Below are 24,796 nucleotides of genomic sequence, written 5' to 3' on the forward strand. Positions count from 1 at the left end.
GACTGAGCGGAGCGATGCCGCGAAGCGGCGGGCGGAGGGAGGGAAGAACGGGGTAACAGGGCCGCGAACCCGCCGGAGCGGAGCGGAGGCAAATACTATTGCGCGCCGCGGTCGCGGGCCTTCTTGCGAGACAGCTCGCGGCCACGCTCGGTGGCGCCGAGGACGACCTTGCGGACGCGGACGACCTCGGGTGTCACCTCGACACACTCGTCGTCGGTGCAGAACTCCATGGCCGCTTCCAGATCCAGGTGCAGCGGCTTGGCCAGGGTCTCGAACACATCAGCCGTGGCGGACCGCATATTGGTCAGCTTCTTCTCACGGGTGACATTGATGTCGAGATCCTCGGCGCGCGGGTTGATGCCCACGACCATGCCCTCGTAGGTGTCGGCGCCCGGCTCCACGAAGAACTGGCCGCGATCGGACAGCTGGATCATGGCGAACGGGGTGACCGAACCGGCGCGGTCGGACACCAGCGAACCGGTGTGGCGGGCGCGGATCTCGCCGGCCCACGGCGCGTAACCGTCGAACACGGCATTGGCGATACCGGTACCGCGGGTGTCGGTGAGGAAGTCGGTGCGGAAACCGATCAGGCCACGCGACGGCACGATGAACTCCATCCGCACCCAACCGGCGGAGTGGTTGCTCATCTGCACCATCTTGCCCTTGCGGGCGGCCAGCAGCTGCGTGACGGCGCCCAGGTACTCGTCCGGGCAGTCGACGGTCAGTTCTTCGAAGGGCTCGTGGATCTTGCCGTCGACGGTCTTGGTGACCACCTGCGGCTTGCCGACGGTCAACTCGAAGCCTTCGCGGCGCATCTGCTCGACCAGGATGGCCAGCGCGAGCTCACCACGACCCTGCACCTCCCAGGCGTCCGGGCGGCCGATGTCGAGCACGCGCAGCGAGACATTGCCGACCAGTTCCTGGTCCAGGCGCGCCTTCACCTGACGGGCGGTGAGCTTGTGGCCCGACACTCTGCCGACCAGCGGCGAGGTATTGGTGCCGATGGTCACCGAGATGGCCGGCTCGTCAACGGTGATGCGCGGCAACGCAACCGGGTTGTCCACATCGGCGAGGGTGTCGCCGATCATGATGTCCGGGATGCCCGCGATGGCGACGATGTCACCGGCGATGGCCTCCTCGCCGGGCTTGCGCTCGACGCCGATGGTCTGCAGCAGCTCGGTGATCTTGACGGTCTTGGTGCCCTCGGGGGTCATCCACGCCACGTTCGAACCCTTGCGCAGGGTGCCGCTGTAGATGCGAACCAGGCCGATACGGCCGAGGAACGGGGAGGCGTCGAGGTTGGTCACGTGCGCCTGCAGCGCCGCGTCCTTATCGCCCTTGGGGGCGGGGACGTGCTTCATGAGCACGTCGAACAGCTCGTCGAGATTGTCCACGCCGGGGGCCTGGCCGTTCTCGGGGCGGGTGGTCGAGGCCTTGCCCTCACGGCCGGAGGCGTAGACGACCGGCAGATCCAGCGCCAGCTCGGCGGCCTCGGAGGCCTCGTCGTCCAGATCGGAGGCCAGGTCCAGCAGCAGGTCGTGGCTCTCCTCGACGACCTCTTCGATACGGGCGTCGGGGCGGTCGGTCTTGTTGACCACCAGGATCACCGGCAGCGAGGCGGCGAGCGCCTTGCGCAGGACGAAGCGGGTCTGCGGCAGCGGGCCCTCGGACGCGTCCACCAGCAGCACAACACCGTCGACCATGGACAGACCGCGCTCGACCTCGCCACCGAAGTCGGCGTGGCCGGGGGTGTCGATCACATTGATGACAGTGAGCGAACCATCGGCGTTATGCCTGTGCACCGCGGTGTTCTTGGCGAGAATGGTGATGCCCTTCTCGCGCTCCAGATCACCGGAGTCCATCACCCGGTCGACCAGCTCGGCGCGTTCGGCAAACACGCCGGACTGACGCAGCATGGCGTCGACCAGTGTTGTCTTGCCGTGGTCGACGTGCGCCACAATGGCGACGTTACGGAACTCGACAGACGACACGTTAGATTCCTCCTGGTGCAAAGGGTTGGCCCGACCCGGCGGGTCATGCATGGGGAAACTCGAGATTCCACCGGGCATGCGGCGAGCTATACATTACCGTTCGCCGAAGTCACACGTTTAACCCGCCCGACTTAGGTTAAGCTAACCAACATGGGCAAGGTGAAGGCGAAGGACGTTTCACGTCTGAAGCCGAAGAAGAAATGCTGCCGCAAGAAGACGCGGTGCGTGAAATGCCCTGTCGTCATCATGCGCATGAAGAAGCTCGAGGCCGCGGGATGCTGCGGCAAGGAGCTCAAGAAGGGTCTCAAAGCCGCCCGCGCGGCCTGAAACCCGAGCGCGGCAGCGCAACCGGGAGTACACCGGAACCATGAGCCCCGCGCCGCTGTCCGAAGAAGAGATCACCAAGGCCCTCACCGATCTGCCCGGCTGGACCCGCACCGGGGACACCATCGCCCGCACGGTCGAGGCCGCCTCGTTCCTGGCCGGTATCGAACTGGTGCGCCGCGTCGCCGTCGCCGCCGAAGCCGCGAATCATCATCCGGATATCGACATCCGTTGGCGGCGAGTCACTTTCACACTCTCCACCCATGACGCCAAGGGCCTCACCGCGCTGGATGTGGCTCTTGCGCACGAGATCGATCGACTGCATCGGCAGGGCTGATCCGGCCCACCCGAATCACCCAGAGGTAGAACACCAGTACACCGGCCGTGTACACCGTGCCGAGCCAGGACAGGATGCCCGGCCGGGAGATGGTCCAGATGGTGGGCTGGAAGAACATGAGCACCCACGGCACCCCGATCAGCGTGACGACCAACCAGTATCCGGCCAGGATGCGCGCGCCCGCGGCCGCGCGCAGCGGGCCGTAGCACAGCCACAGAATGGTCGGAATCAACCAGATCCAATGGTGTGACCAGGAAATCGGCGAGGCCAGCAAGCCGAAGAACTGCACGATGATGAGCGTGCCCAGGCGGTCACCGGAGCCCAGTGCACGCCAGGCCAGCACCGCGAGCACTGCGGTCACCAGCACGGCCGCGATCCACAGCGGCCCGGTCTGCACATCGTGACCGAGGATGCGGCTGAGCGATCCGCGCAGCGATTGGTTCGACGCCGTGGCGACCGGGCCGATCCGGGTGGCGTCGCCGAGCAACTCGCCGAAGTACTTCCGGGTCTCGCCGGGCGAGATCAAGAAGGTCAGGCCGACGGTCCCGGCGAAAACGATCGCCGACCACACCGCCGTGAGCCAGCGCCGCTGCGTCAGGAAGTACAGCCCGGTGACGGCGGGCGTCAGTTTCACCCCGGCCGCGACGCCGATCAGCGTGCCCGACACCCACCAGCGGGTACTGCGCACCGCCAACATGGCGAGCAGGACCAGGAAGACATTGACCTGGCCGTAGTCGAGCGTGGTGCGCACCGGTTCCAGCCATAGGCCGACCGCCGTCCACGCGACCGCCGCCGTGCGCCAATGCTGTTCGCGCAGCGCCTCTTTCCCGAGGATCAATTCCAGCGCGATCCACACCACCCCGTACAGCGCCGCCATGGTCGCCAACAGCCAGGCGAGGGCCACCAGCGTGAACGGCAGGAAGTGCAGCGGATAGAACACCAGCGCGGCGAACGGCGGATACGTGAAGGGCAGCGGGAAATCCGGGGTTTTGCTGGCGTCGGTGTAGTCGTACAGAGTGCCGCTGCCGAGGCCGGCCGACCCGTCCATATAGACATGCAGGTCGACGAAATTCATACCGTTCGGGAGCAGCAGCACCCAGGCCAGACGGGCCAGCACCGAAAGCACCAGTGCCGCTACGGCCAGGCGGAAGTGTCGATTCACGGCACAGACTTTCAGCTCGGGCGGCAGGGTTTCCGGTCGGGCTTCACCGGTGGGCGTGCGGGCGACGACAAGACTAGTCCCAGAAGGAAATGTGCCGGGAAACGCACACCCTCTGCTGTAACATTCGCATCACTGACCCCACCAGTAACACCATTTCTGGTCGGACGTTCGATAGCGTTGCCGAATAGCGGACAGCAAGATCACACCGTGGCTGTACAACCGGGCAGCACGGTCCCTAGAGTGGCGCGGAGCGATGTCTCCATCGCTGCTTGATGTACCCGAAGGTAAGGACGGCTACACCAGTGCTTCGCACCCGAGGATCGCGATTCGCAATTTCAGCGCTGGCCCTGGCGGCCTGCGCCACTGTTGCCGTGCCGAACACCGCGTTCGCCAAACCCGCACCGGCACCCCAGCAGGCCACCGCGACGATTCCGATGGTCCCGGAAGGGGTTTCGGTCGACGCACTGGCCTCGCTGATCCCGGCCATCATCGGAGCGGCCACCGGTCCGGCCGATATCGCGGCGCCCGGTCCGCAGACCGCAATCCTCGATCAGGCCAAGCAGATTCTGGCCGGTCTGAACCTGCCGCCGCAGATCAAGACCACGCTGAACTCGATCATCACCTTCCTCGACGGCAGCGGCGGTGGCGGCCCCGACCTGCCGCAGGACGGTCCGGTCATCGCCCAGTTCCTGTGGCCGACAATCGGTAAGGGCTGCATCGGCTCCGGCGCCGACTCGGTGGGCACCGCGCTCGCCGTGCCCGGCCCGGCCACGCTGCCGCCGCCCGGACCCGCCGCCGGTCAGGCCGGATTCGTCTTCACCGCCCTGGGCACCAAGAGCCCCAGCGCGATTCAGAATCCGCCGATGACCGTGCAGTGGCTGAATCTGGACACCCGCCAGAGCGGCGTGCAGAACCTGACCGACGAGGCCAAGATCAATCCGGGCGGACCGGCCACACTGTCCGCCATCGTCAATACCGGTGCCGGTCGTGTTGTCGCCGTGGTCTCCGGCTCGCTGACCACCCAGGCCGATCCCGAGACCCAGCCGATCAGCTGCTCGTTCCTGCCGACGGTCGGATTCTTCACCGTCTGATTGCCGAGAATTCCGCCCCTGTTCCATTCCGCGAACCGCGGTCCGGAACAGGGGCGAAATCATTTCCGGGGGTGGATCAGTGTGGTAGACCGCTAGGTATGGCCGCTGTGAACGCTCCCCTGGGGAGTCTGAAATCGCGCCGATCGATCCTGTCGATTCGTTCGGAAGGATCGATCCTGTCCATTGGATCGGCGTATTCGATCCTGTCCATCGGCAGTGTGGGATCGGTGCTGTCGATCGGATCGGCGGGATCGTTCGGATCCCTGATCTCGTCCGCATCCTTCGGAAGTATCGGTTCGGCGTTCTCCGGATTGTCGCGCTGGTCGCTGTTCTCCTGGCAGGGCAACCGCCAGGCCTTTTCACAGGGCGACGACGACGAAATCCGGGACCGGCACCTCACGCTGCGGGTGGTACCGGACGAGCCGGACCTGCGTGACGATCCCACCTGCCACTGCCAGACCTAACCGGGAATTACCACCACTGGCCGTACTGCGGCGCGAGCACCGCGTTCACGTCCACCCCGATGCCGCTGACCGAGCGCTTGTCGATCTCGAACTGGTGCAGGTGCGCATCGGGGTGCACGTAGCCCTTGGGCGAGCCCCAATTGTGTTGCCAGAAGTAGGAACCCAGGCCCGCGCCGCGGATGGAGTCGATGGTCGGCGAGTTCGCGTACACACCGGTCCGCTCGTGTCCGATGACGGTTTCCCAGCCGCGCAGATACGGCTCGATGAGATTGTCGAAATCCTCATCGCTGGGGTTGTCGTCGATGGAGGCGTAGATGGGGGCGGTATCGGGACCACCCGCCGCCTTGTGCAGCACCAGCCCGCGGGTGGCGTGCTGGATGCCGGCCGCCAGGCCGCCGCGCCAGTCGGCGGTAGGCCCCTTGCCGAACTGGTAGCAGGACACGACCGAGAGTCCGGCCGCGGACAGCGCGTCGACTTCGCGCGCCAGCAAGGGCTTTCCGGCCATCCACTCCGCGCCGGGCCGGCGATCGGAGACGTAGCGGATGACACCCATATGCCCGTCGGCGCTGATGGCGCCGGCATCGGGCACGCCGCCCGCGTAATCGAGCAGGGTGCCGAGTTGTTGCCGGGCAGCGGCATTGGGGGCGGGCAGTGTCAATCCGGCGGAGATACCGGTGGCGATTGCCGCGCCCCCGAGTAGGAAAGCCCGGCGGTTGACATGGAGGGAACGCATCGCGGAACTCCTTCGCACACTCGCTGATCGAACATGCCGATGACGGTGCAAAACCGAAAAATTGCCCGTGACCGGTAGAACTATTGCGGCGTGCCCGGCGCACCTTCCCCGATGGTCCGAAGATCATCTGCGCGCCGGGAGCCCTGAACGTGCCCTCATTCCACCATATTCACAGGGGAATCTCCAGGCTCACAGGGCCCATAAGCACCAACAATCCCACAAGTCCTAAAACGGACGAACAGGATTTTCATCGATCAAGCCCCCGGGTCGATCGAACCCCGGGTCGATCAGACGCGAGTGCCGTCGAGACGCGCCGTCACATCGATGGTGCGGCGGGAAACATCCGCCACCTCGGTGCGCACCACGGAAGCCACCTGGATCGCGATCTGTTTGCGAATACCCGCGAGCTTGCCGAGCGCGGCGGCCCGCAGCCCCTTCGCCTTGAACTCGAGCTCGATGTCCTCGGCGGCGGGCGGCGCGGCGTCGATAATGATCAGCAGCGGATCAGCGGCACGAGCGGTGAGGGCCACGGGCACCTGCACCTCGGCGCGATAGCGATTGGACTGCAGCACATCCACGGTGATGTCGAGACTCACCGGGATCATCAGATCGAAGGTCACCAGATCCTTGGTGTCGGCTCCGACCAGCTCCGGCTCCGAAACCTCTGCGAGACTGGGCAATTCGGCGATGACGGGCTCGGGTTTCGGGGCCGCGGCGAGATGCGTCGACGCCACGACCCTGGGTAGTCGCACCGTACCGCGCACGGTCACCTGCGCCTTGTTGCCCGGCCCGGTGCGCAGCGGGCCGACCTCGATGGGTTTGCCCGCCAGCGATTCGACCACCTCCCGCACCCGGTCGGCGGTCACGATGCGCTCGAAGAAGCGATGCCCGAATTCGTCGTAGCCGATCCATTCATGGGTCGGCCGCCCGCGATACGGCGATTTACTGCTGTTGAGGATGGCTTCCACATCGAAGGTGCGCCCGCGCTGCGAATCCGGATCGTCGAGAATGCCGTTGATCCGATTGGCGACCTCGCGCTGCACCAGCTTGGCAATGGGATCGAGCAGCAGTTCCCAGGCCGCGCCGACGGCCTGCGCCCGCATGACGAAGCTGACATCGCGACTGGTGACCGGCGGAATATCGATGACGATGAGCAGCGGGTCGGCGGTGCGGGCGTGCAGCTTCAGGTCGATGTCGACCACCGCCTCCAGGCGCAGCCGCTGCCCGCCGAGCGTGACGTCCACCCGGAGCTTCACCGGCAGCGCCACATCGAAGTGCACCTGCGGACCGCGGCGAATAACGGTGGGTTTCCCGACGCTGCCCTTGGCCACGAAGCGCGCCAGACCGGCGGGCCCGATGGAGAACGGGCCGATGGTGATACCGCGGCCGGCGATACCGGAAACCGCCGCTTCGATCCGGGATTCCGTTACCGCCGCCGCTACGAAACGTTCGCCGAATTCGGCGTAATCGATCCACATCGGCTCGTCGGACGGCGTCATCCAGCTACTTTCGTCGGGCGGGGATCCCTGCCCTGCCGATGAGGGGGCAGCAGGGCAGGGATCAATCGGCGACGCTGCCGGGCGCCGCCGACAACCATGGTAGGCGGAAGTACCAGCAAGTCCCACCCTCCCGCGCCAGCTTTTCAATAATGTGGAACTGCTATGTTCCCAATCTGCCGTACCCGACCACGCCGGGTACGTCGGCCGGACGGAATTCATGAATGCTGATTCGGCCGAATTCATTGCCTCCCACCGTGGTCAGCGTGCCCGCGACAGCGGAGATCACAATATTCGTGTGCTGGCCGAACGCGCTTCCGGGCGCGTACATCACCACATCACCCGGATGTGGCTGATATCCCGGCTCTTCGAAACGGTGCTGTTCGCGGTAGAACTGCTCCAGGGTGGCGACGCCGGGAATTCGCCAGGACCCGGAATTCGGATTCTCCAGCGGCTGCCCGGCGTCCCGCATGACCCAGCTGACGAAGTCCGCGCACCATGCCTCCTTGATGCCCTCGGAGTAGGTGGTGCCGTCGTGCTGCTGCCCGTATTCGCGCTTAGCCACATCCAGGACTCGCAGCTGGAAGTCATCGAGACCGGTGCGGTCGACCGCCGGGAACTCCTGCAGGCGCTTCCCGGCCAGCGCGCGATCGTTCGAATGTGCTTGCCACCAGCGAACTCCCACCACACCACCGGTCGCCAGCACCGCGAGCACCACGACCAGCACCAGCCAGCGCACCCTCCCCCGGCTGCTACGACTCGCTCGTTCGCCCTGCAGCTGTTGTTCGTCGTGCAACGCTTCTTCGCCGTGCAACGTCATGCGGATCCTCCCCAGCATCCCGGCCGGTATTCGGCCACTACATATTCGACGTCCCGCGATGATCACCGGTTCCCGTCTCCACAGGATCTCCACGAAATCCGCACGCCGCACCCATCCGAGCACCGCCGACACCGGCCGCGGGTGGTGCCGCAGTGCGCTCAGGTCACCGAGCCGAGCCACAAGGCAATCAGCGGGAGCGGCCCGGCTGCGGGTCAGTCGGAGGGGTCCGGGACACGGCAGGACTGGCTCAGTGAGACTTCCCGGACCTGGTGGGTGCGCACCGGAACGCGGCTGGGGGCGGCACGTTCGTCGAGCAGGGCGAGGTCCAGGGTGATGCGCTCCCGCAGCCGGACCGCGGCGATGCGGTGCGCGGCAGCACGTTCCGGGTCGCCGAGGAATTCGGCCAGTTCGGCCAGCGTGAGATCCATCGGTCCCAGCACGGTGGCGCCGCTCTCCAGTCCGGCGATCGTGCCGGCGTAGGGCAGCAGCTGGTCGTACAGCTCGTGCGCCCAATCCCGATCGGCGAGGCCGATGGCCAGGCGCGCCCGCACCGAGGTGAAGGTGGTCCAGAACTGCGGGGCGAGCGGCGGAGATTCGCGGAGCACACTCCGCGCCTCCTCCTCCTGGCCGGAGTGCAGCAGGGCGAGCGCGTAACCGTAGACGAACAGTTCGGGTTTGATCACCGCCCGCTCGCGCAGCTCGTCGACGAACTCGGACATGTCATTACGCGCCCACGCCAGCGAGATGGCAATGCCGATGTGCAGGGCATTGGGCTCACGGGACGGTTCGGCCGCGCCCTCGGCCGAATGCGCCACGATCGCATCGGCGGCCGCCGGTTCGACGGCGAGCATGAGCGCCACGCCTTCGGTATTGCCGCGCAACAGTTCCAGCACCATATCGAAGGGCGCGAGGGCGTCGAGCAGATGGCGGAGCTGGCCGTCGGTGGCGTATTCGCCCGCACTGCGGGCATGTTCGGCGGCGGCGACCAGGTCGGCGTCGGCGAGGGTGGCGCGGAAGAGCAGATAGTGCGCGAGCGCGCGGAACTCGGTGAGTTCGGCCTCGGTCGCGATGCGGAGCATGCGGGTCGCATGGCGTCTGAGATCGTCGGCGCGCAGAAAACCCTTGCGCGCGAAGGCCGCGAACGCCTGCGCGTTCAGCACCGTACAGAGCAGTTCCGGATCGGCACTGGGAGCGGCCAGCGCACTGGCCGCCGCGGCGGCGGCACCGGTGGCCGCGATATCCTCGAGCGCCCGGTCGAAAACCGTATTGACCTGGATCCGAACGCGCGTGGACACCGGCAGGCGCGGGTCCGCCAGCGTAATGCGCAGCGGTTCCCGAAGACGCGGATCGGGGGTGTGCCAATCGTGCACCGACCAGATCAGCGGTGTCGGCCAGCAGGTCGCGGCACGCGCCAGAAACTCTGTGCCACCGAGTGATTCGGCAAGATCCAGGGCCTGCTCCCGGGCGGCGCGAGCAGCGATGTGCTGCCCGTCGTAGGCGAGCGCCGTCACCAGCTCACAGCGCGCCTCCAACAGCGCGACCCGATCGGCCCGAGCCGCCGTGTCCGCGCTATGGCCCGCCATATCGTGCAGCGCCAGCACCGAACGCCACCGCCGCACCGCATCGGCCCGCATCCGCCGCTCCACACATCGCCGCGCCGCCGCCCGCACGAATACCAGTGCACGCGAGGCAGTTTCGGCATTCGCCCCGAGCGAGGCATGATGCGCGAGCGCGTCGATATCCGCCACGGGCGACGCCGGCGCGGCCGCGGGCGACGCATGAACGAGCGCATCGATCGCCGTGCGAGCGGCCGCCGGTCGCGAACTACCGGCCGCTCCGGCATAAATTGCATTGCCGGACAGCGCTATTCGCGCAGCATCTCCCTCCCCCGGCGTCTCCAGAGCAATATTCAGCGCCTCGATGACATTGCTGGACAGCGATTCCGAGGCAGTCGACCCATCCGCCGATTCGCCCACCACACCCGCGAACGCCTCGACCACATCCCCGGGCGAGAACCCACGCCCGCCCGATATTCCCACGACATCGGCAAGCGCCTCGATAACATCCCCCGGCACCGCCCCGTGATCACCCGATCCACCCGGCGAACCGGCAAAAGCATTGCCGGAGAAGGACGCCGCGATAGCCGCCGAATCCCCATCACTCGAAGGCGCCGCGATTGCTTTCGATACGGCTGCCGAATGGGCGAGGGCGTCTATGGCGGTGACGGCGGGTGCGGTGGGGGTGTGCGAACAGAGGAGTTCGAAGGCGGCCCAGTGCATTCGGGCGCGGCGCAGGACGGGGATGTCGTAGTAGACGGTTTCGCGGACCAGGGCGTGGTCGAAGGCGATGCGGCCGCTGCGTTCGGTGCGCAGCAGGCGCGCCGATTCAGCGGCGGCGATCAGGTCGATGACAGTGTCGGCGGTGTGGCCGGCGGAGGCGGCGAGGGTATTGACGTCGCTGTGCTCACCCCAGACCGACATGTGCCGCAGCAGTTCTGTCACCTCGTCCGGCAGCTGTGCGATGCGCCGGCCGAGCAGATCGCGCACGCTGTCCGGCAGACCGTCGGTGCTGCCCTGTCCGGCAACAAGTTTCGCGAGCTCGCGGACGAACAGCGGATTGCCGCCGGTACGGCGGCGCAGCAGTTCCACGGTGCGGTCGTCCAGGGTGGTGAGCCCGGCCGCGACCGCGGCCCGCCGCGTCCCGGCCAGATCGAGGCCGTCGAGTTCGATGCGATCGGCGGTGAACAGCGCGAGCGCCGCGGCGGTATCCCGCACTCCGGGACCGGCTTCGGTGCCGCGCAGGGTGGCCACGATGAGAATGGGCCGGTCCCGCAGCCAGTTCACCACCTGCCGCAGCACCTGCAGGGTGGCGGTATCCGCGCCGTGCACATCCTCGAGCACAATGGCCACCGGTCCGGTGGCCGCGCGTTCCCGGCAGGAGCGCACCACCCGCCGCGCCAGCGTGAAAGCATCGGCGGCGGTATAGCTTTCGGGATCGGCGGCATCGAGCCCGGTGAGCACCTCGGACCACGCCCAGGCGGGCGGTGCGCCCTCCACCTCGGGGCAGCGCCCGAAGACGGTGGTCCAGGACCGTCCGGCCAGCTGCGTGACAATGGTGGCGGCGAGCGTGGTCTTGCCCGCTCCTGCCTCACCGGAGAGCCAGACCAGCCGCACCTGTCCGGCGGCGGCCGAGTCGGCGGCGGCCAGCAGTCCGGCCCGCTGCTGGGCATATCCGCTGTCCCGCATCGGATCCTGCGGCAGCAGTGCCTCCGGTTCGGCCGTTCGCACGGTGATCGGCGGCGCGGGCGCATCGGTTTCCACCGAGTGCGTGAGGATGGCGGTCTCCAGATCACGCAGTCCCGGACCGGGATCCACGCCGAACTCCAGGGTGAGGAATTCGCGACTGTGCCGCACCGTGGCCAGCGCGTCCAGCGATTGTCCGAGCCGGTACTGCGCGAGCGCCAAAAGCCGCGCGCATTCCTCGCGACCAGGGAACTCCTCGAAGATGGGCCGCAGCGCCAGCACCACTTCGGCGGGCCGGTTCATCTCCAGCGCCGCCTGCGCCCGCAGTTCGGCGGCGGTCAGCCGCAGCGCCGCGAGGCGGGCGGTTTCCTGTGCGGCCCAGGTCATTCCCGCGAAGGATTCGAAGGCGCTGCCGTGCCAGCAGCCCAGCGCCGCGTCCAGGACGCGAACCTGCTCCAGCGGATCGGGCCGCCCGGCCGGATCGCGCATGGCCGATTCATGTCCGTGCAGCAGCTGTTCGAAGTGCCACGAATCCACCTGCTCCGGTTCCAGATTCAGTGCGTAGCCGTGGGATTCGGAGACGATGACGCGCGACTGACCCCGCCGCGGCCGGTCGGGCTCGAAGACCCGGCGCAGATTGTGGATGTACACCTGCAGGGCGGCAACGGCTTTGGTCGGCGGATCGCCGCTCCAGAGATCGTCGATGAGCCGGTCGGTGGGCACCACCCGCCCGCCCGCCGCGACCAGCCTGCCGAGCACCGCGCACTGCATGGGCGCCCCCGGTGGCACCCGCTGATCGTCGATGCTGATGTGCAATGGACCCAGCACACCGATTCGCGTGACCGCCATCGAGCCGAGCCACCCCCAATACCCACTACGAACAAAAACCAAACCGAGTGTCCAATATGGCAGAAATTCTGCGGTAACACCCAGTCTTGTGATCCGGCTTAACTCGATACGAAGTGGATCCGAAGAGTTGTACCGCACACTGCCTAGGGTGTCCGACCCCTCCCGGCTTCCGCCCGCCGATCTCGCGGTGCTGCACAGCCTCCCGTATCCGGCGTGCCTGCATGACGGCGCCTATGACGTGGTGGCCGCGAACAGCGCCTTCGATGCGATCTTCCCGGGCACCGGACCCGGCGCGAACCTGCTGACCGCCATCATGCTCGAACCCATGTCCCGCTACCGCCTCGGTGACTGGGAGGCGGAGGCCCAGATCATGGTCTCCACCTTCCGAGCGCTGGCGCCGGACCTGATCAGTCCGGAACGGCGTGAGGAGATTCTCAATCTGTGCCGGCGCGCACCGGAGTGGGATCGGCTCTGGCACAACCAGGACGCCCCCGACGAGGAGCGCGAGCGGACGCTGCTCATGCACGAGCCAGAGACCCGCGCCGAGATCCGCCTGCACGTGCAGACCTTCCACTTCCAGGCTCCGCGCCGGCCCTGGTCGCTGCTGACCGTGGTGCCGTTCAACTGAGCCGGGCTCAGGCCTGCGCGGCGGGCTCCTCGAACCAGCCGTCCTCGGGTTCGGCGAACCCGTGATAGACGAGCGGAATGCGCCGATCCACCCCGAAATGCCGGTAGACCGCGAGCATGGCATCGCGCACGGCCCGATCGTGGAAGTCGTCGATGCGCCGCGCCCCGAGATCGTGTTCGGGTAGCAGCGCCAGCCGCAGCATTTCCGCGGGATCGTCGATATCCAGGCCCATCGGGGCGGGATCGGCGATGAAGTGATCGTGCAGCACGGCACGCGCCCGGCCGGGATCGTGAATACCCGGCCCGAAGGCCCGGAATCGGGTGCGGACGGCGGGTGAGCAGTGCACCTGCAGCCAGTCCACGAGAACGGCATTGCGGCGCGGAATGCGGCCGGTGAGCGGCGTCTGCTCGAGCAGATGCAGCATGCCGCCGCCGGGGACACGTGGATCGGGTACGAGGAACAGGGTCAGCGCGGGAGAACCGGACAGCCTGTCCGAGAGATAGACCTTGGTGGTCATGGGGTCGGGCATGCGCTTCTCCTTCGAGAAAAAGGGACCGCAACGCCGAGAAGTATAGTCGCCCAGAGTTAACCGGACCGGTCGGTTCCAGACAGGTCCGTTGTTTTTCCGGCCGGTGCCGACACCCGTCGGCACCGCCCGAAACGATCGATCAGGCGTCGATGAGCCGATTGCGCACGGGCAGTGCGCTGAACTGCCCCTCGATAGTGGCCCGGACAGTCGGCCACTCGTCCTCCAGGATCGAGTAGAAGGCCGTACTGCGAACCTCGCCGTCCAGTCCGCGCGAATGCGCCCGTCTGACCCCGTCGCTGGTGGCGCCGAGTCTCTCGATTGCCAAGCGCGAGCGGTGATTTCGCACATCCGCCCGGAAGGTGATGCGCCGCACCCGCCAGGTCTCGAAGGCATGCTGCAGCAGCAGCATCTTGGACTCCAGATTGATGCCGGTGCCACGCGCCTCCGGCGACAACCAGGTATTGCCGATCTCGGCCGCGTCCGGCACTGCCATCAGGGCATCCCCCGGTGGCAATCCGTGCACCAGCGGCCACACCATCGGCCCCTGCCAGTAGTCGAATCGGGTGAACCTGGTGGAGCCCAGTATCCGGCCACTGGCGACGGCGATGATGGCGAAGGCGAGCGAGGTTCCGCCAGCATGCCCGGATAGCGCTTGCGCCACATAGTCCAGCGCCTCGTCCACACCGTGTGGGACAGGCGTGAACGCGAAATCGTCCCGATTGCCCGCTGCTGCTTCCGATATACCCGAAGCATGGTGCGGTGCAAGGGGTTCCAGCCGTACCAGACGGCCGTTCAGAGAAAGGGGTACAGGCACGTTCCCTCGATCTTTCGGATACGGTCGGGGGCTCGCTCAGACAATGCCGCACCGGCCGTGTGCTCCGGAAACGACGAATCAGCCTAGGCGCGCCAGTAGCAGCATCGAACAGTGCGATGAACGATAGCGGAACACGGGCGCACAACAAGGCAGGCGGCGCGCAAATTTACTTCGCCGCCACGCGTGTCGCGCCTACGGGATGTCGTGCCGCGTAGGCGGGTTCGTCAGATCAGGTAACGATCTAGACGTTGAATCGGAACTCGACCACGTCGCCATCTGCCATGACGTAGTCCTTGCCCTCCATCCGGACCTTGCCGGCGGATTTGGCGGCGGCCATGGAACCGGCCGCGACGAGGTCGTCGAAGGCGACGATTTCGGCCTTGATGAAGCCGCGCTCGAAGTCGGTGTGGATGACGCCGGCCGCCTTGGGAGCGGTATCGCCCTGGTGGATGGTCCAGGCGCGCGACTCTTTCGGGCCGGCGGTGAGATAGGTCTGCAGGCCGAGGGTGTGGAAACCGGCGCGGGCCAGCGAGTGCAGGCCCGGCTCGGTCTGGCCGATGGATTCCAGCAGCTCGACGGCGGATTCCTCATCCAGCTCGATGAGCTCGGATTCGACCTTGGCGTCCAGGAAGACGGCGTCGGCGGGTGCGACGGCGGCCGCGAGCTCGGCCTTCTTCGCCTCATCGGTGAGGATCGCCTCGTCGGCATTGAAAACGTAGAGGAAGGGCTTGATGGTGAGCAGCGAAAGTTCCTTCAGCAGCTCGACATCGAGTTCCTTGCGCGCCGCGAACAGGGTGCGACCGGCATTGAGGATCTCCTGCGCCTGCTTGGCGGCGTCGGCGACCGGCTTGCGGTCCTTCTTGACGCGCGCTTCCTTGTCGAGGCGGACGACCGCCTTCTCCAGGGTCTGCATATCGGCGAGGATCAGCTCGGTCTCGATGACCTCGATATCGGCGAGCGGATCGACCTTGCCGTCGACGTGGATCACATCGTCGTCGGCGAAGACGCGCACCACCTGACAGATGGCGTCGGCCTCACGAATATTGGCGAGGAACTTATTGCCCAGGCCCGCACCCTCGGAGGCGCCCTTCACAATGCCGGCGATGTCGACGAAGGACACCACGGCGGGGAGCTGGCGCTCGGAGTGGAAGATCTCGGCGAGCTTGGCCAGCCGCGGATCGGGCAGCGAAACGACGCCGGTGTTCGGCTCGATGGTGGCGAAGGGGTAGTTCGCCGCCAGCACGTCGTTGCGGGTCAACGCATTGAACAGCGTCGATTTTCCGACGTTGGGCAGGCCGACGATTCCGAGGGTGAGACTCACGAGAACAAGACTCTACCTGCGCACTTCCGACGGAACGGACTCGGGCCGGACAGTTCGGGCCGTTCGCGCCCGCGCGGGTCAGTCGAGCACCGCGGCGACGGCTGCCGCCAGGGCCACATATCCGGCGTCTCGCAGGTGCAGATGGTCGCCGCTGTCGAAGGCGGGGGCGAGCCGCTCGGGATCGGCCGGATCGGCGAGTACGGCAGCCGAATCCACCACGGCGTCGTATTCGCCCGAGGTGCGAATCCAGTCGTTCACGGCCCTGCGGACGCCCTCACGATCGTCGTAGCGGGCTCGATCACCGTCACCGAAGGTGGAACCCGCGGCGGGCGGAATGGTCGCGCCGATGGCCCGTACGCCCGCCGCGCGGGCAAGCGCGATCAGGGACCGATAGCCCGCGATCAGTTGCTCGGCCGAGACGCCGGGGCCCGGACCTCCGGTCGCCAGATTGCCGCCGCCGAGCCAGATGTCGTTGATGCCCTCCAGGATCACCACGGCGCCGACCCCCGGCTGGTCGAGGACGTCGCGGCGGAAGCGGGATATCGCACTCTCCCCCATCCACTGCGAATCGGCGGTCACACAGTTGCCGCCGATGCCGAGATTGAGTATCGGGCGCGGTTTACCCTGTGCGACAAGACTTTCGGCGAGTACCTCCGGGTAGGTGTGGTGGGCGTCCATGGTGGAGCCGACACCCTCGGTGAGGGAATCACCCAGCAGCGCCACCCCGGAGGGACGCGGCCGCAGCTGCTGGGTCTCCACCGCCGCCAGGTAGTAGTAGGACGAGGAGGTAACAGTGAATGCCGTTGGGGCGGTGTCGGATCGATGGTCGCCCCAGGCCAGGTACGAGGTGCCCAGCACCTGTGCGTGATACGTCCCTGGTCCGGTCGGATCGGCGAAGAACAGCGTCACCGTCAACAGCTCCAGAGGATCGACCGGCATGGTGATCGGATCGGTGACGGCCGTGGTCCCCGGCGCGATTCGGAACGCCGATTCGGAGCCGATCAGCAACTGCCGCAGGCTATCCGGATGCACCGCTGCGCCGCCTGCACTGCGCGCCACGGTCGCGCCGGTCACCTGCAGGGGTTTCGTGCCGAACTGGTTCGACAATCGCACGCGCAGTTGCGTTCCCCCGTCGCTGACCCGAATCACCTGGCGCACCGATTGATTCCCGAATCCGACCATCGACCAGTTGGGCACGAAACTGTTGTCACCCGGCCGCTGTGTTCCGGTCGCCCACACCGCCTGCCACCCCGGTGCGGAGACCGGGGCGGCGGCGGTGGCAGCGGCGAGAACAACCAGCAGTGCGAAGAGGGCGGCGAGGATGCGCACGACAGGGATCGCCTTCATCGGCCTCCTGCCGACCGGACCGCACCCGCAAGACCGAGTTCATGCACGCACCCAGCTTGGCACTGAGTGGCCGATTTATCGCGGCGGTTCAGGCGCGCGGGTCGCGGCCCAGGTAACCGAGCAGCTCATCGGCCACGGGAGTGGCGCTCGCGGAATCGGATTCGACGACCGCGGCGTAGGCGCCCCACTGGCGCAGCGGTTCCACCAGACCCGTTGCGGCGGTGAGCAGGTGACCGGCCAGCTCCTCGGTCAGCGGCGACGGCTGCCCGGTCGCGATGGCGATATCCCAGGCGTGCACCGCCGCGTCGAGGGCGCACATGACGGCGGCGACCGGGGTCGGCAGCGCGCCGTGCGGCAGCGGGGTGGGGACGGTTTCGGCCTCACCGGTGACGGTGGCCCAGGCGGCGGCGGTCTCTTCGACTGCGGCGGCGACCAATTCGGCCGGAGTGCCGTCGACGGTGCCGGAGGGCGAGAACGGGTCGTAGGCCGGGCCCGCGCCGACGCCGAGGGACAGGGCGTAGGCCAGCTGGTCGGCGGCGGCGTGCTGCACGACCTGGGTGACGGTCCACTCCGAGCACGGGGTGATCAGCTGCCACTGGTCGGCGCCGACACCGGCGACCGCGGTGGTGAGTGCGCTGTAGGAGGAGGCGAGCACATCCCGCCAGACGGGGGCGAGGGCGGCGGCGGGGGTGGCGGTCTGCGAGTTGGTGCTCATTGTTCTTGCCTCTCAGGTTGTTTCGATCCGTTGAGATAAAGATACGAGTCAATTAGGCTGGTTTTCTTCCCAATTGTGAGAGCCCAGCGAAAGGCACTCTGTGACCTCGACCACAACCCGGCTGCTGCGCCTGCTCTCACTTCTGCAGGACCACACCTATACCGGCCGTGACCTGGCCGAACGCCTGTCCGTCACCGACCGCACACTGCGCCAGGACATTGCCCGCCTGCGCGAACTCGGCTATCCGGTGCACGCCGAACGCGGCCCCATCGGCGGGTATCGCCTGGGTCAGGGCGCGAATATGCCGCCGCTGCTGCTCGACGATGATGAAGCGGTCGCGGTGGCCGTCGCGGTGGGCCTGGCCGAGGACGGCGCCACCGGCATCGCCGATATCGGTGAGAGCATGACGCGGGCCTGGGCCAAGCTGGAGCGCATCATGCCGAAACGCCTGCAGCGCAAGGTGACCGCGCTGCGCGGCGCCACCGATATCGGCCAGGCCGTCACCGGTTCCATCGAACCCGACGCGCCCGTCCCCGCCGCCACCCTGTCCACGCTGGCCGCCGCCATTCGCGCGACGACCACCCTGTACATCGACGAGGCCGAACTCGAGCCCTACCGCCTGATCAGCTGGCAGCGCCGCTGGTACCTGGTCGCCTACAGCCTGGAAACCCACACCTGGCAGGCCCTGCCCGTATCGCGCATCGATCAGCTTTCCCCAGCCACTCGCCATTTCGCTCCCCGCCCCCTCCCCGCAGACGACCTGGCCGCCTTCGTGCTCCGCGAAATCGCCTCCACCGGTTGGGAAGTCCACGCCCGAGTCACCGTCCTCGAGCCCGCGGAAACCGTGATAGCCCGCATCAACCCCACCGTCGGCGTTGTAGAACCGATCGACGCCCACGCCTGCCAACTGCTCACCGGCGCAGACAGATTGGAAACCATAGCCATCTACCTGAGCATGCTCATGATGGACTTCCGCGTGGACAGCCCGCCCGAACTCGTCGACCACATCCGCACCCTCGCCCACCGCTACACCGCCGCAACTCCGCCGTTCACCACTACCGGCGCATAGGCCGGAGCCGCGATCAGCGGCCGCCGAGGCCCGACATGGCGATGCCCTTGACGAAGGAGCGCTGAGCCAGCGCGTAGAGGAGCAGCAGGGGCAGGAGCAGGAGGATGGCGGCGGCCATGAGGAGGGGCCAATTGGTGGAGTACTGGCCCTGGAGGCGGATCAGGCCGAGGGTGGCGGTGGCGTATTCATTGCGCTGGATCATGATCAGGGGCCAGAGGAAGTCGTTCCAGACGGTGATCCAGGTGAGGACGGCCAGGACCATGACGGCCGGGCGGGCGTGCGGGAGCAGGACGCGCCAGTAGATCTGCCAGGGGGTGCAGCCGTCGAGGGTGGCCGCCTCCTCCAGTTCGGTGGGCAGGGTCTGGAAGAACTGGCGCATGAGGTAGGTGCCGAAGGCGCTGCCGAACAGGCCGGGAACGATCATGGACCAGGGGGTGTCCATCCAGCCGAGGGCCCGCATGAGCAGGAATTGCGGAATGACGGTGACGGTCAGCGGCACCATGAGGGTGGCCAGATAGGCGAGGAAGAGCGCCTCGCGGCCCGGAAAACGCAGGCGGGCAAAGGCGTATCCGGCCAGTGAGCAGAAGAAGACCTGACCTGCCGTCACGCAGCCGGCGTAGATGACGGTATTGAGCAGCATGCGCCCCAGCGGAATGGCGTCGAAAACATCGGCGTAGTTGGACCATTGGGGATGCGCGGGCAGCGGAGTCGCGTCGAGCAGTTCGCCCTCGGACTTCAGCGAGGCCGAGACGGCCCACAGGATCGGCAGCAGTGCGCACCAGGCCACCGCGATCAGGGCCAGGTAGATCAGCGCGCCGTTCAGGACGCGACGACCGGGAGTACGCCTCACAGGTCCGCCTCCGCACGCCGCGAGAGCCGCAGCTGAATCAGGGTGAGCACCAGCAGAATTGCGAATATCACCCAGGCCAGCGCCGAGGCGTAACCGACCTCGTAGAAGCGGAAGGCGTTCTGGAACAGCATGATTCCGAGCACGTAGGTGCCCGTCTCCGGCCCGCCATTGCTGCCCGTCAACGCGTACGCCTGATCGAACGCCTGCACCGAATTGATGATCGTGATGACAAAAACGAAGGACAGCGCACCGCGAATCAGCGGCACGGTAATCGACCGGAAGCGCCGGAACGCACCCGCACCGTCGATTTGCGCTGCCTCGTAGAGGTTTTCGGGCACACCCTGCATGGCGGCCAGCAGAATCACCGTCGCGAAGGGCACGCTCTTCCACACCGTGACCAGGCTGAGCGATACCAGCGCCCAATCCGGATCCGTCAACCACGGCACCGGTCCGAGGCCGATCCAGCCCAGCATGCGATTGAGCAGCCCGTCATCGCTGGCGAAGATGAAGCGGAAGACCACCGCCATCGCCACCGTGGAGGCCACCAGCGGCAGGAAGGCGATCGTCCGGAACACCCCGATCCCGGCCAGTTTTCGGTTCAGCAGGGCAGCGATGGCGAGGCTGATCACTACGGTCGGCACCAGCGTGAGCACGGTGAATACCGCCGTATTGCGCAGCGCGATATAGAACAGCGGGTCGGCGGTGAACAGCAGTCGATAGTTGTCCACACCCGCAAACCGCGGTGCGCTGAACAAGTCCCACGAATGGAAGCTCAGATAGAGCGAGAAGCCCAGCGGGAACAGCAGAAACACGGCTACGGCAGCGAGATTCGGCGCAATGAACAATGCTCCGGCCCGCGCCCGCCGCCGGGCCAGCGCCGTCGCACCTGCCCGGCCGCGACCTCGGCCGCGCTCGACAATGGGCGGCCGCGCCTCGTCTCCGGCGGCAGGCTCCCCGCTCAGCACCCCCGTCGCTCCCCGCTCGAGCCCGCTCATGTCGCCGCCCGCAGGACGGCGTCGATATCGGCGGCGGTCCGGCCGCCGAGCGAATCCGCGGTCGCCGCACCGCGCAGCACCCGATTACAGCCACGTTCGAGCAGCGCCTCCACCTTTCCCCACTGGGGCGTGACGGCCATTTGACGCGAGTTCGCGGGCCCCTCGGTGAACACCTCCAGATTGCGAATGCCGCGATGGGCATCGGCGAAACCCGTGGTGTGCATGGCGGATTTGAGCACCGGCACGAACAATCCGGACGCCGCGATCAGAGCTTGGCCTTCCGGCCCGGTCGCGAATTTCACGAATTCCCAGGCCTGTTCGCGGCGCGGGCTGGCGGCGGCGATGGCGAGTCCGGTACTGCCGACGTCGGTAATCGCCCCCGGTCCCCCGTGCGGTCCGACCGGCAGCACGGTGACATCGAAGTCGAGCCCGTCGTGCCCGGTGAATTCCGAATACAGCCAGTGCCCGCCCATGAGCATGGCGGCCTCACCACTGCGGAACAGGTCCTGTGCCGAAACCGATTGCCGGTCACCGACACTCGGCGCCACCCCGTGCCGCACCGCGAGGTCGGCATAAAATTGCAGCCCTTCGGCGAAACGCGGATCCCCGATATTGGTCCGCACCGGCTGTACCGGCGGGCTGAACCATTCGGCCCCATTGTTCATGCCGAAGCAGGCGGCCGAGAAGTACGGCACCCAGGCGTCCACAAAACCCCACTGCTGCGTGCGGCCACCGGAATCGCGGCGGGTGAGCGCGGTGGCCGCCGCCAGGAACTCGGCGTAGCTCCAGGCCTCCGACCAGCGGGCCGGTGGCTGAATTCCGGCTTCCTCGAACAGTTTTCGGTTGTAGTAGAGAAATACCCCCGACCATTGCTCCGGCAGGGCGTACTGCCCGCCCCGCCACAGGAAGGTGTCCCGCAGCGGCGCGTACCCGTCCTCGTGCAGCTGCGCCGCGTACTGCGGATCACGGTTCAGGAATTCCCGCAGATCCACCAGTACCCCGCGTTCGGCGAGTCCGGCGTAGAGCAGCTCCCACGACATCAGCACGTCCGGGCACTTGCCGCCCGCGCAGTAGGTGAGCATCTGCTGCAGCGGATCGGGCCCGGACATGATCGTCCGGATCTTGATATCCGGTCGCCGCCTGCGGAATTCGTCGATGATCTGCAAGCGCGAGCGCGCCTCCTCCGGGCGCGCCTGGAAGAAGAAGGTCACCGCGTCGTCGTCACCACCATCGCAGCCGCTCATGGCCGCGGCCAGCGCTGCCGCTGCCGCCGAACGGAGCACGGTGCGGCGAGTGATGTTGCTGTTCACGGTGTGTCGAGCATGCGTAGCTCGGCGCCGACGAGAGTCATCGCAGTCTCCTCTGTCGTGGAAACACGGATCCGGGGCCACGTGACGCAGGTCTCGAGCCAGCATGGCAGCATACGGAGAGCAACCTGCGACACGCGGAGAACACGCAGACTCGCGGGACCCACGCCGGATCTCGTCACCCGCGTTCTCCGGCGCACACGTCCGCCGGGCCACCCATACCTGTCGGTACGACACTTGGTGAACGGCTGGAGAAAGCCGGGGCCCAGGTGTGCCGAGTCGGCTACGTTTGTCCCATTTCGTTTAGATACACAGCACGTAGATCCACAGCATTCAGATCCGCAGTACTCAGATACGCCGCACGGGAGGGTTGTCGCATGGCGACCATCGAATACCTCCGGACAGACCCCGACCTCCCCCCGGTCGGCGTCGTGGACCGGACGCCCATGACCCCCGCGAAGAAGGGCATCTTCTTCGCCGTCGCCGTTCTCGGCGCCATCGCCTGGACGGTCCTCGCGATCGCGCGCGGCGAGGACGTCAATGCGGTGTGGATCGTGGTGGCCGCCCTCTGTACGTATGTGCTGGCGTACCAGTTCTACTCGCGGCTGATCGAATGGAAGATCACCAAACCGCGCGATGATGTCGCCACTCCGGCCGAGGAGCTGGAGAACGGCCGCGACTACATGCCGATGGACCGGCGCGTGCTCTTCGGGCACCACTTCGCCGCCATCGCCGGCGCGGGACCGCTGGTCGGTCCGGTGCTGGCCGCGCAGATGGGTTATCTGCCGGGCACCATCTGGATCATTGTCGGCGTCGTGTTCGCCGGTGCGGTGCAGGACTATCTGGTGCTCTGGGCCTCGGTGAAACGCCGCGGCCGCAGCCTCGGGCAGATGGCCCGCGATGAGCTCGGCGTGGTCGGCGGCGTCGCCGCCATTGTGGCGGTGCTGGTCATCATGATGATCCTGCTCGCGGTGCTCGGCATCGTGGTGGTCAATGCGCTCGCCGCCACCCCGAACGCGAAAACCGGTGTGCTGGAGGGCGGTAGCCCGTGGGGCGTGTTCTCCATCGCCATGACGATTCCGATCGCCCTGTTCATGGGCGTGTACCTGCGCTTCGTGCGGCCGGGCAAGGTCGGCGAGATTTCCCTCGTCGGCTTCGCACTGCTGCTGCTGGCCATCATCTCCGGCAACTGGGTGGCCGGATCCAGTTGGGGCCGTGACTGGTTCACCATGTCCGGCACCAGCATCGCCTGGATGCTGATCATCTACGGCTTCATCGCCTCGGTGCTGCCGGTGTGGCTGCTGCTCGCCCCGCGCGACTATCTGTCCACCTTCATGAAGATCGGCACCATCACCCTGCTGGCCGTGGGCGTGCTGGTCACCATGCCGGTGCTCAAGGCCCCCGCCATCTCGCAGTTCGCGGGCAACAGCAACGGTCCGTCGTTCGCGGGCAATCTGTTCCCGTTCCTGTTCATTACGATCGCCTGTGGCGCGCTGTCGGGATTTCACGCACTGGTGTCCTCGGGCACCACGCCGAAACTGCTGGAGAAGCAGTCGCAGGCCCGCATGATCGGCTACGGCGGCATGCTCATGGAGTCGTTCGTCGCGGTCATGGCGATCATCACCGCCAGCATCATCGACCAGCACCTGTACTTCGCCATCAATGCCAGCCCGGCCCTGACCGGCAATAGCGCCGACAAGGCCGCCACCTACGTGAACGGCCTGGGGCTGAGCGGGAATCCGATCACGGCGGCGGATCTGAATTCGGCCGCGGCCGGGGTCGACGAGGCCAATATCGTCTCCCGCACCGGTGGCGCGCCGACGCTGGCCATCGGCATGTCGGAGGTGCTGCACAAGCTCATCGGCGGGTCGGGCCTGAAGGCGTTCTGGTACCACTTCGCGATCATGTTCGAGGCGCTGTTCATCCTCACCACCATCGATGCGGGCACCCGCGTGGCGCGCTTCATGCTGTCGGATTCGCTGGGCAATCTGCCCGGGGCCAAGCGCTTCAAGGATCCGTCCTGGCTGCCCGGCGCCTGGATCTGCTCGGCCATCGTGGTCGCGGCCTGGGGTTCGGTACTGCTCATGGGCGTCACCGATCCGCTGGGCGGCATCAATACGCTCTATCCGCTCTTCGGCATCTCCAACCAGCTGCTGGCGGCCGTGGCGCTGACCGTGGTGCTGGCCATCGTGGTGAAGAAGGGCCTGGTGAAATGGGCCTGGATTCCGGCGGTGCCGCTGGTGTGGGATCTGATCGTCACCATGACGGCGTCGTTCCAGAAGATCTTCTCGGGCGATCCGAAGATCGGGTACTGGACGCTGCACAACAACACCGTCCGCACCCACGACGCCTATGTCGCCGCGCGCGACTCCGGCCAGCTGCCCAAGGGCGTGGCGAATATCGCCGCCCTGAATACGCAGATCTCCAACCTGGACAAGACGATTCGCAATACGTTCATCCAGGGCACGCTGTCGATCGTGTTCGCGGTGCTGGTGCTGATCGTGGCGCTGATCGGGCTGTGGGTGTGCATTCGCGCGCTGCGCAAGGGCGGCGGCGAAACCACCGAATCGCCGGAGCAGCCGTCCAAGATCTTCGGGCCGAGTTCCTTCCTGGCCACCAAGGCCGAGAAGGAAGTGCAGAAGGAATGGGACGACCTCGTCTCACAGGGCAAGGTGCGTGCGAGCGGGGCCGCGGCGCACGCACACTGATGTG

21 protein-coding genes are annotated in these 24,796 nt (G+C 66.8%); 7 read left to right on the forward strand and 14 right to left on the reverse strand.

What is annotated here, in order from left to right; all coding sequences use genetic code 11:
* Positions 1-95: 95 nt before the first annotated feature.
* Positions 96-1,991, reverse strand: a complete 1,896-nt coding sequence (typA, locus tag ABZX86_RS02485; protein WP_355119222.1) for a translational GTPase TypA — start codon at positions 1,989-1,991, stop codon at positions 96-98.
* A gap of 150 nt (positions 1,992-2,141) precedes the next feature.
* Here typA and ABZX86_RS02490 point away from each other — a divergent pair, with 150 nt between their 5' ends.
* Together ABZX86_RS02490 and ABZX86_RS02495 are read left to right on the forward strand one after the other, a co-directional pair.
* On the forward strand, positions 2,142-2,318 hold the full coding sequence (locus ABZX86_RS02490) for a hypothetical protein (protein ID WP_327141981.1): 177 nt from the start codon (positions 2,142-2,144) through the stop codon (positions 2,316-2,318).
* A 40-nt stretch (positions 2,319-2,358) separates the two neighbouring features.
* Entirely contained in the window at positions 2,359-2,652 is a 294-nt protein-coding gene (locus ABZX86_RS02495; RefSeq protein WP_355119224.1) for a 4a-hydroxytetrahydrobiopterin dehydratase, read from the forward strand.
* Here ABZX86_RS02495 and ABZX86_RS02500 read toward each other — a convergent pair.
* Positions 2,594-3,841, reverse strand: coding sequence for a mannosyltransferase (locus ABZX86_RS02500; RefSeq protein ID WP_355119826.1), 1,248 nt, complete (start codon positions 3,839-3,841; stop codon positions 2,594-2,596). The two genes, ABZX86_RS02495 and ABZX86_RS02500, sit on opposite strands and share 59 nt — an antisense overlap.
* Positions 3,842-4,116: 275 nt before the next feature.
* Here ABZX86_RS02500 and ABZX86_RS02505 point away from each other — a divergent pair, with 275 nt between their 5' ends.
* Complete coding sequence (locus tag ABZX86_RS02505; protein WP_355119226.1) at positions 4,117-4,905, forward strand: hypothetical protein; 789 nt, start codon at positions 4,117-4,119, stop codon at positions 4,903-4,905.
* Between the two features lie 98 nt (positions 4,906-5,003).
* A complete protein-coding gene (locus ABZX86_RS02510) occupies positions 5,004-5,369 on the forward strand; it encodes a hypothetical protein (RefSeq protein WP_355119228.1) in 366 nt (121 codons plus the stop codon).
* A 7-nt stretch (positions 5,370-5,376) separates the two neighbouring features.
* Here the strand turns inward: ABZX86_RS02510 and ABZX86_RS02515 are convergent, their stop codons facing one another.
* The 4 genes from ABZX86_RS02515 to ABZX86_RS02530 all read right to left on the reverse strand — a co-directional run bounded on the left by ABZX86_RS02515 (position 5,377) and on the right by ABZX86_RS02530 (position 12,509).
* Positions 5,377-6,102, reverse strand: a complete 726-nt coding sequence (locus ABZX86_RS02515) for a DUF1906 domain-containing protein (RefSeq protein ID WP_355119230.1) — start codon at positions 6,100-6,102, stop codon at positions 5,377-5,379.
* A 287-nt stretch (positions 6,103-6,389) separates the two neighbouring features.
* Positions 6,390-7,601 (reverse strand): hypothetical protein, encoded by a 1,212-nt coding sequence (locus ABZX86_RS02520; protein ID WP_355119232.1) that lies wholly within the window; start codon positions 7,599-7,601, stop codon positions 6,390-6,392.
* Positions 7,602-7,761: 160 nt separating this feature from the next.
* The gene (locus tag ABZX86_RS02525; RefSeq protein ID WP_355119234.1) at positions 7,762-8,418 is read right to left on the reverse strand and encodes a CHAP domain-containing protein; all 657 of its coding nucleotides are present in this window, start codon (positions 8,416-8,418) and stop codon (positions 7,762-7,764) included.
* A 212-nt stretch (positions 8,419-8,630) separates the two neighbouring features.
* A complete protein-coding gene (locus tag ABZX86_RS02530; RefSeq protein ID WP_355119236.1) occupies positions 8,631-12,509 on the reverse strand; it encodes a BTAD domain-containing putative transcriptional regulator in 3,879 nt (1,292 codons plus the stop codon).
* 148 nt (positions 12,510-12,657) lie between these two features.
* Between ABZX86_RS02530 and ABZX86_RS02535 the strand changes: the two genes are divergently transcribed.
* On the forward strand, positions 12,658-13,137 hold the full coding sequence (locus ABZX86_RS02535) for a hypothetical protein (protein WP_355119238.1): 480 nt from the start codon (positions 12,658-12,660) through the stop codon (positions 13,135-13,137).
* A gap of 7 nt (positions 13,138-13,144) precedes the next feature.
* On the opposite strand, the gene ABZX86_RS02540 is transcribed toward ABZX86_RS02535, so the two are convergent.
* The 5 genes from ABZX86_RS02540 to ABZX86_RS02560 form a co-directional block, all read right to left on the reverse strand.
* On the reverse strand, positions 13,145-13,666 hold the full coding sequence (locus ABZX86_RS02540; RefSeq protein ID WP_355119240.1) for a hypothetical protein: 522 nt from the start codon (positions 13,664-13,666) through the stop codon (positions 13,145-13,147).
* 139 nt (positions 13,667-13,805) lie between these two features.
* A complete protein-coding gene (locus ABZX86_RS02545; protein ID WP_355119242.1) occupies positions 13,806-14,480 on the reverse strand; it encodes a GNAT family protein in 675 nt (224 codons plus the stop codon).
* A gap of 241 nt (positions 14,481-14,721) precedes the next feature.
* Positions 14,722-15,801: a redox-regulated ATPase YchF gene (gene ychF / locus ABZX86_RS02550; RefSeq protein WP_327141993.1), complete on the reverse strand. Its 1,080-nt coding sequence runs from the start codon at positions 15,799-15,801 to the stop codon at positions 14,722-14,724.
* Between the two features lie 78 nt (positions 15,802-15,879).
* The gene (locus ABZX86_RS02555; protein WP_355119244.1) at positions 15,880-17,148 is read right to left on the reverse strand and encodes an SGNH/GDSL hydrolase family protein; all 1,269 of its coding nucleotides are present in this window, start codon (positions 17,146-17,148) and stop codon (positions 15,880-15,882) included.
* Between the two features lie 88 nt (positions 17,149-17,236).
* Positions 17,237-17,863 (reverse strand): TIGR03086 family metal-binding protein, encoded by a 627-nt coding sequence (locus ABZX86_RS02560; RefSeq protein WP_355119246.1) that lies wholly within the window; start codon positions 17,861-17,863, stop codon positions 17,237-17,239.
* A 100-nt stretch (positions 17,864-17,963) separates the two neighbouring features.
* Between ABZX86_RS02560 and ABZX86_RS02565 the strand changes: the two genes are divergently transcribed.
* Entirely contained in the window at positions 17,964-18,932 is a 969-nt protein-coding gene (locus ABZX86_RS02565; RefSeq protein ID WP_355119248.1) for a WYL domain-containing protein, read from the forward strand.
* A gap of 13 nt (positions 18,933-18,945) precedes the next feature.
* Here ABZX86_RS02565 and ABZX86_RS02570 read toward each other — a convergent pair whose 3' ends face one another.
* From ABZX86_RS02570 to ABZX86_RS02580, 3 genes are read right to left on the reverse strand one after another with little or no spacing between them, the layout of a single operon-like run.
* On the reverse strand, positions 18,946-19,782 hold the full coding sequence (locus tag ABZX86_RS02570) for a carbohydrate ABC transporter permease (protein ID WP_355119250.1): 837 nt from the start codon (positions 19,780-19,782) through the stop codon (positions 18,946-18,948).
* Complete coding sequence (locus ABZX86_RS02575; RefSeq protein WP_355119252.1) at positions 19,779-20,777, reverse strand: sugar ABC transporter permease; 999 nt, start codon at positions 20,775-20,777, stop codon at positions 19,779-19,781. The genes ABZX86_RS02570 and ABZX86_RS02575 overlap by 4 nt, the downstream gene beginning before the upstream one ends.
* Positions 20,774-22,021 (reverse strand): sugar ABC transporter substrate-binding protein, encoded by a 1,248-nt coding sequence (locus ABZX86_RS02580; RefSeq protein WP_355119828.1) that lies wholly within the window; start codon positions 22,019-22,021, stop codon positions 20,774-20,776. Before ABZX86_RS02580 ends, ABZX86_RS02575 begins: the two co-directional genes overlap by 4 nt.
* A gap of 440 nt (positions 22,022-22,461) precedes the next feature.
* On the opposite strand from ABZX86_RS02580, the gene ABZX86_RS02585 reads away from it, so the two are divergent.
* Positions 22,462-24,792, forward strand: a complete 2,331-nt coding sequence (locus ABZX86_RS02585; RefSeq protein WP_355119254.1) for a carbon starvation CstA family protein — start codon at positions 22,462-22,464, stop codon at positions 24,790-24,792.
* The last annotated feature ends 4 nt before the right edge of the window (positions 24,793-24,796 follow it).

This window comes from Nocardia sp. NPDC006630 (assembly GCF_040611495.1).
Lineage (GTDB): Bacteria > Actinomycetota > Actinomycetes > Mycobacteriales > Mycobacteriaceae > Nocardia.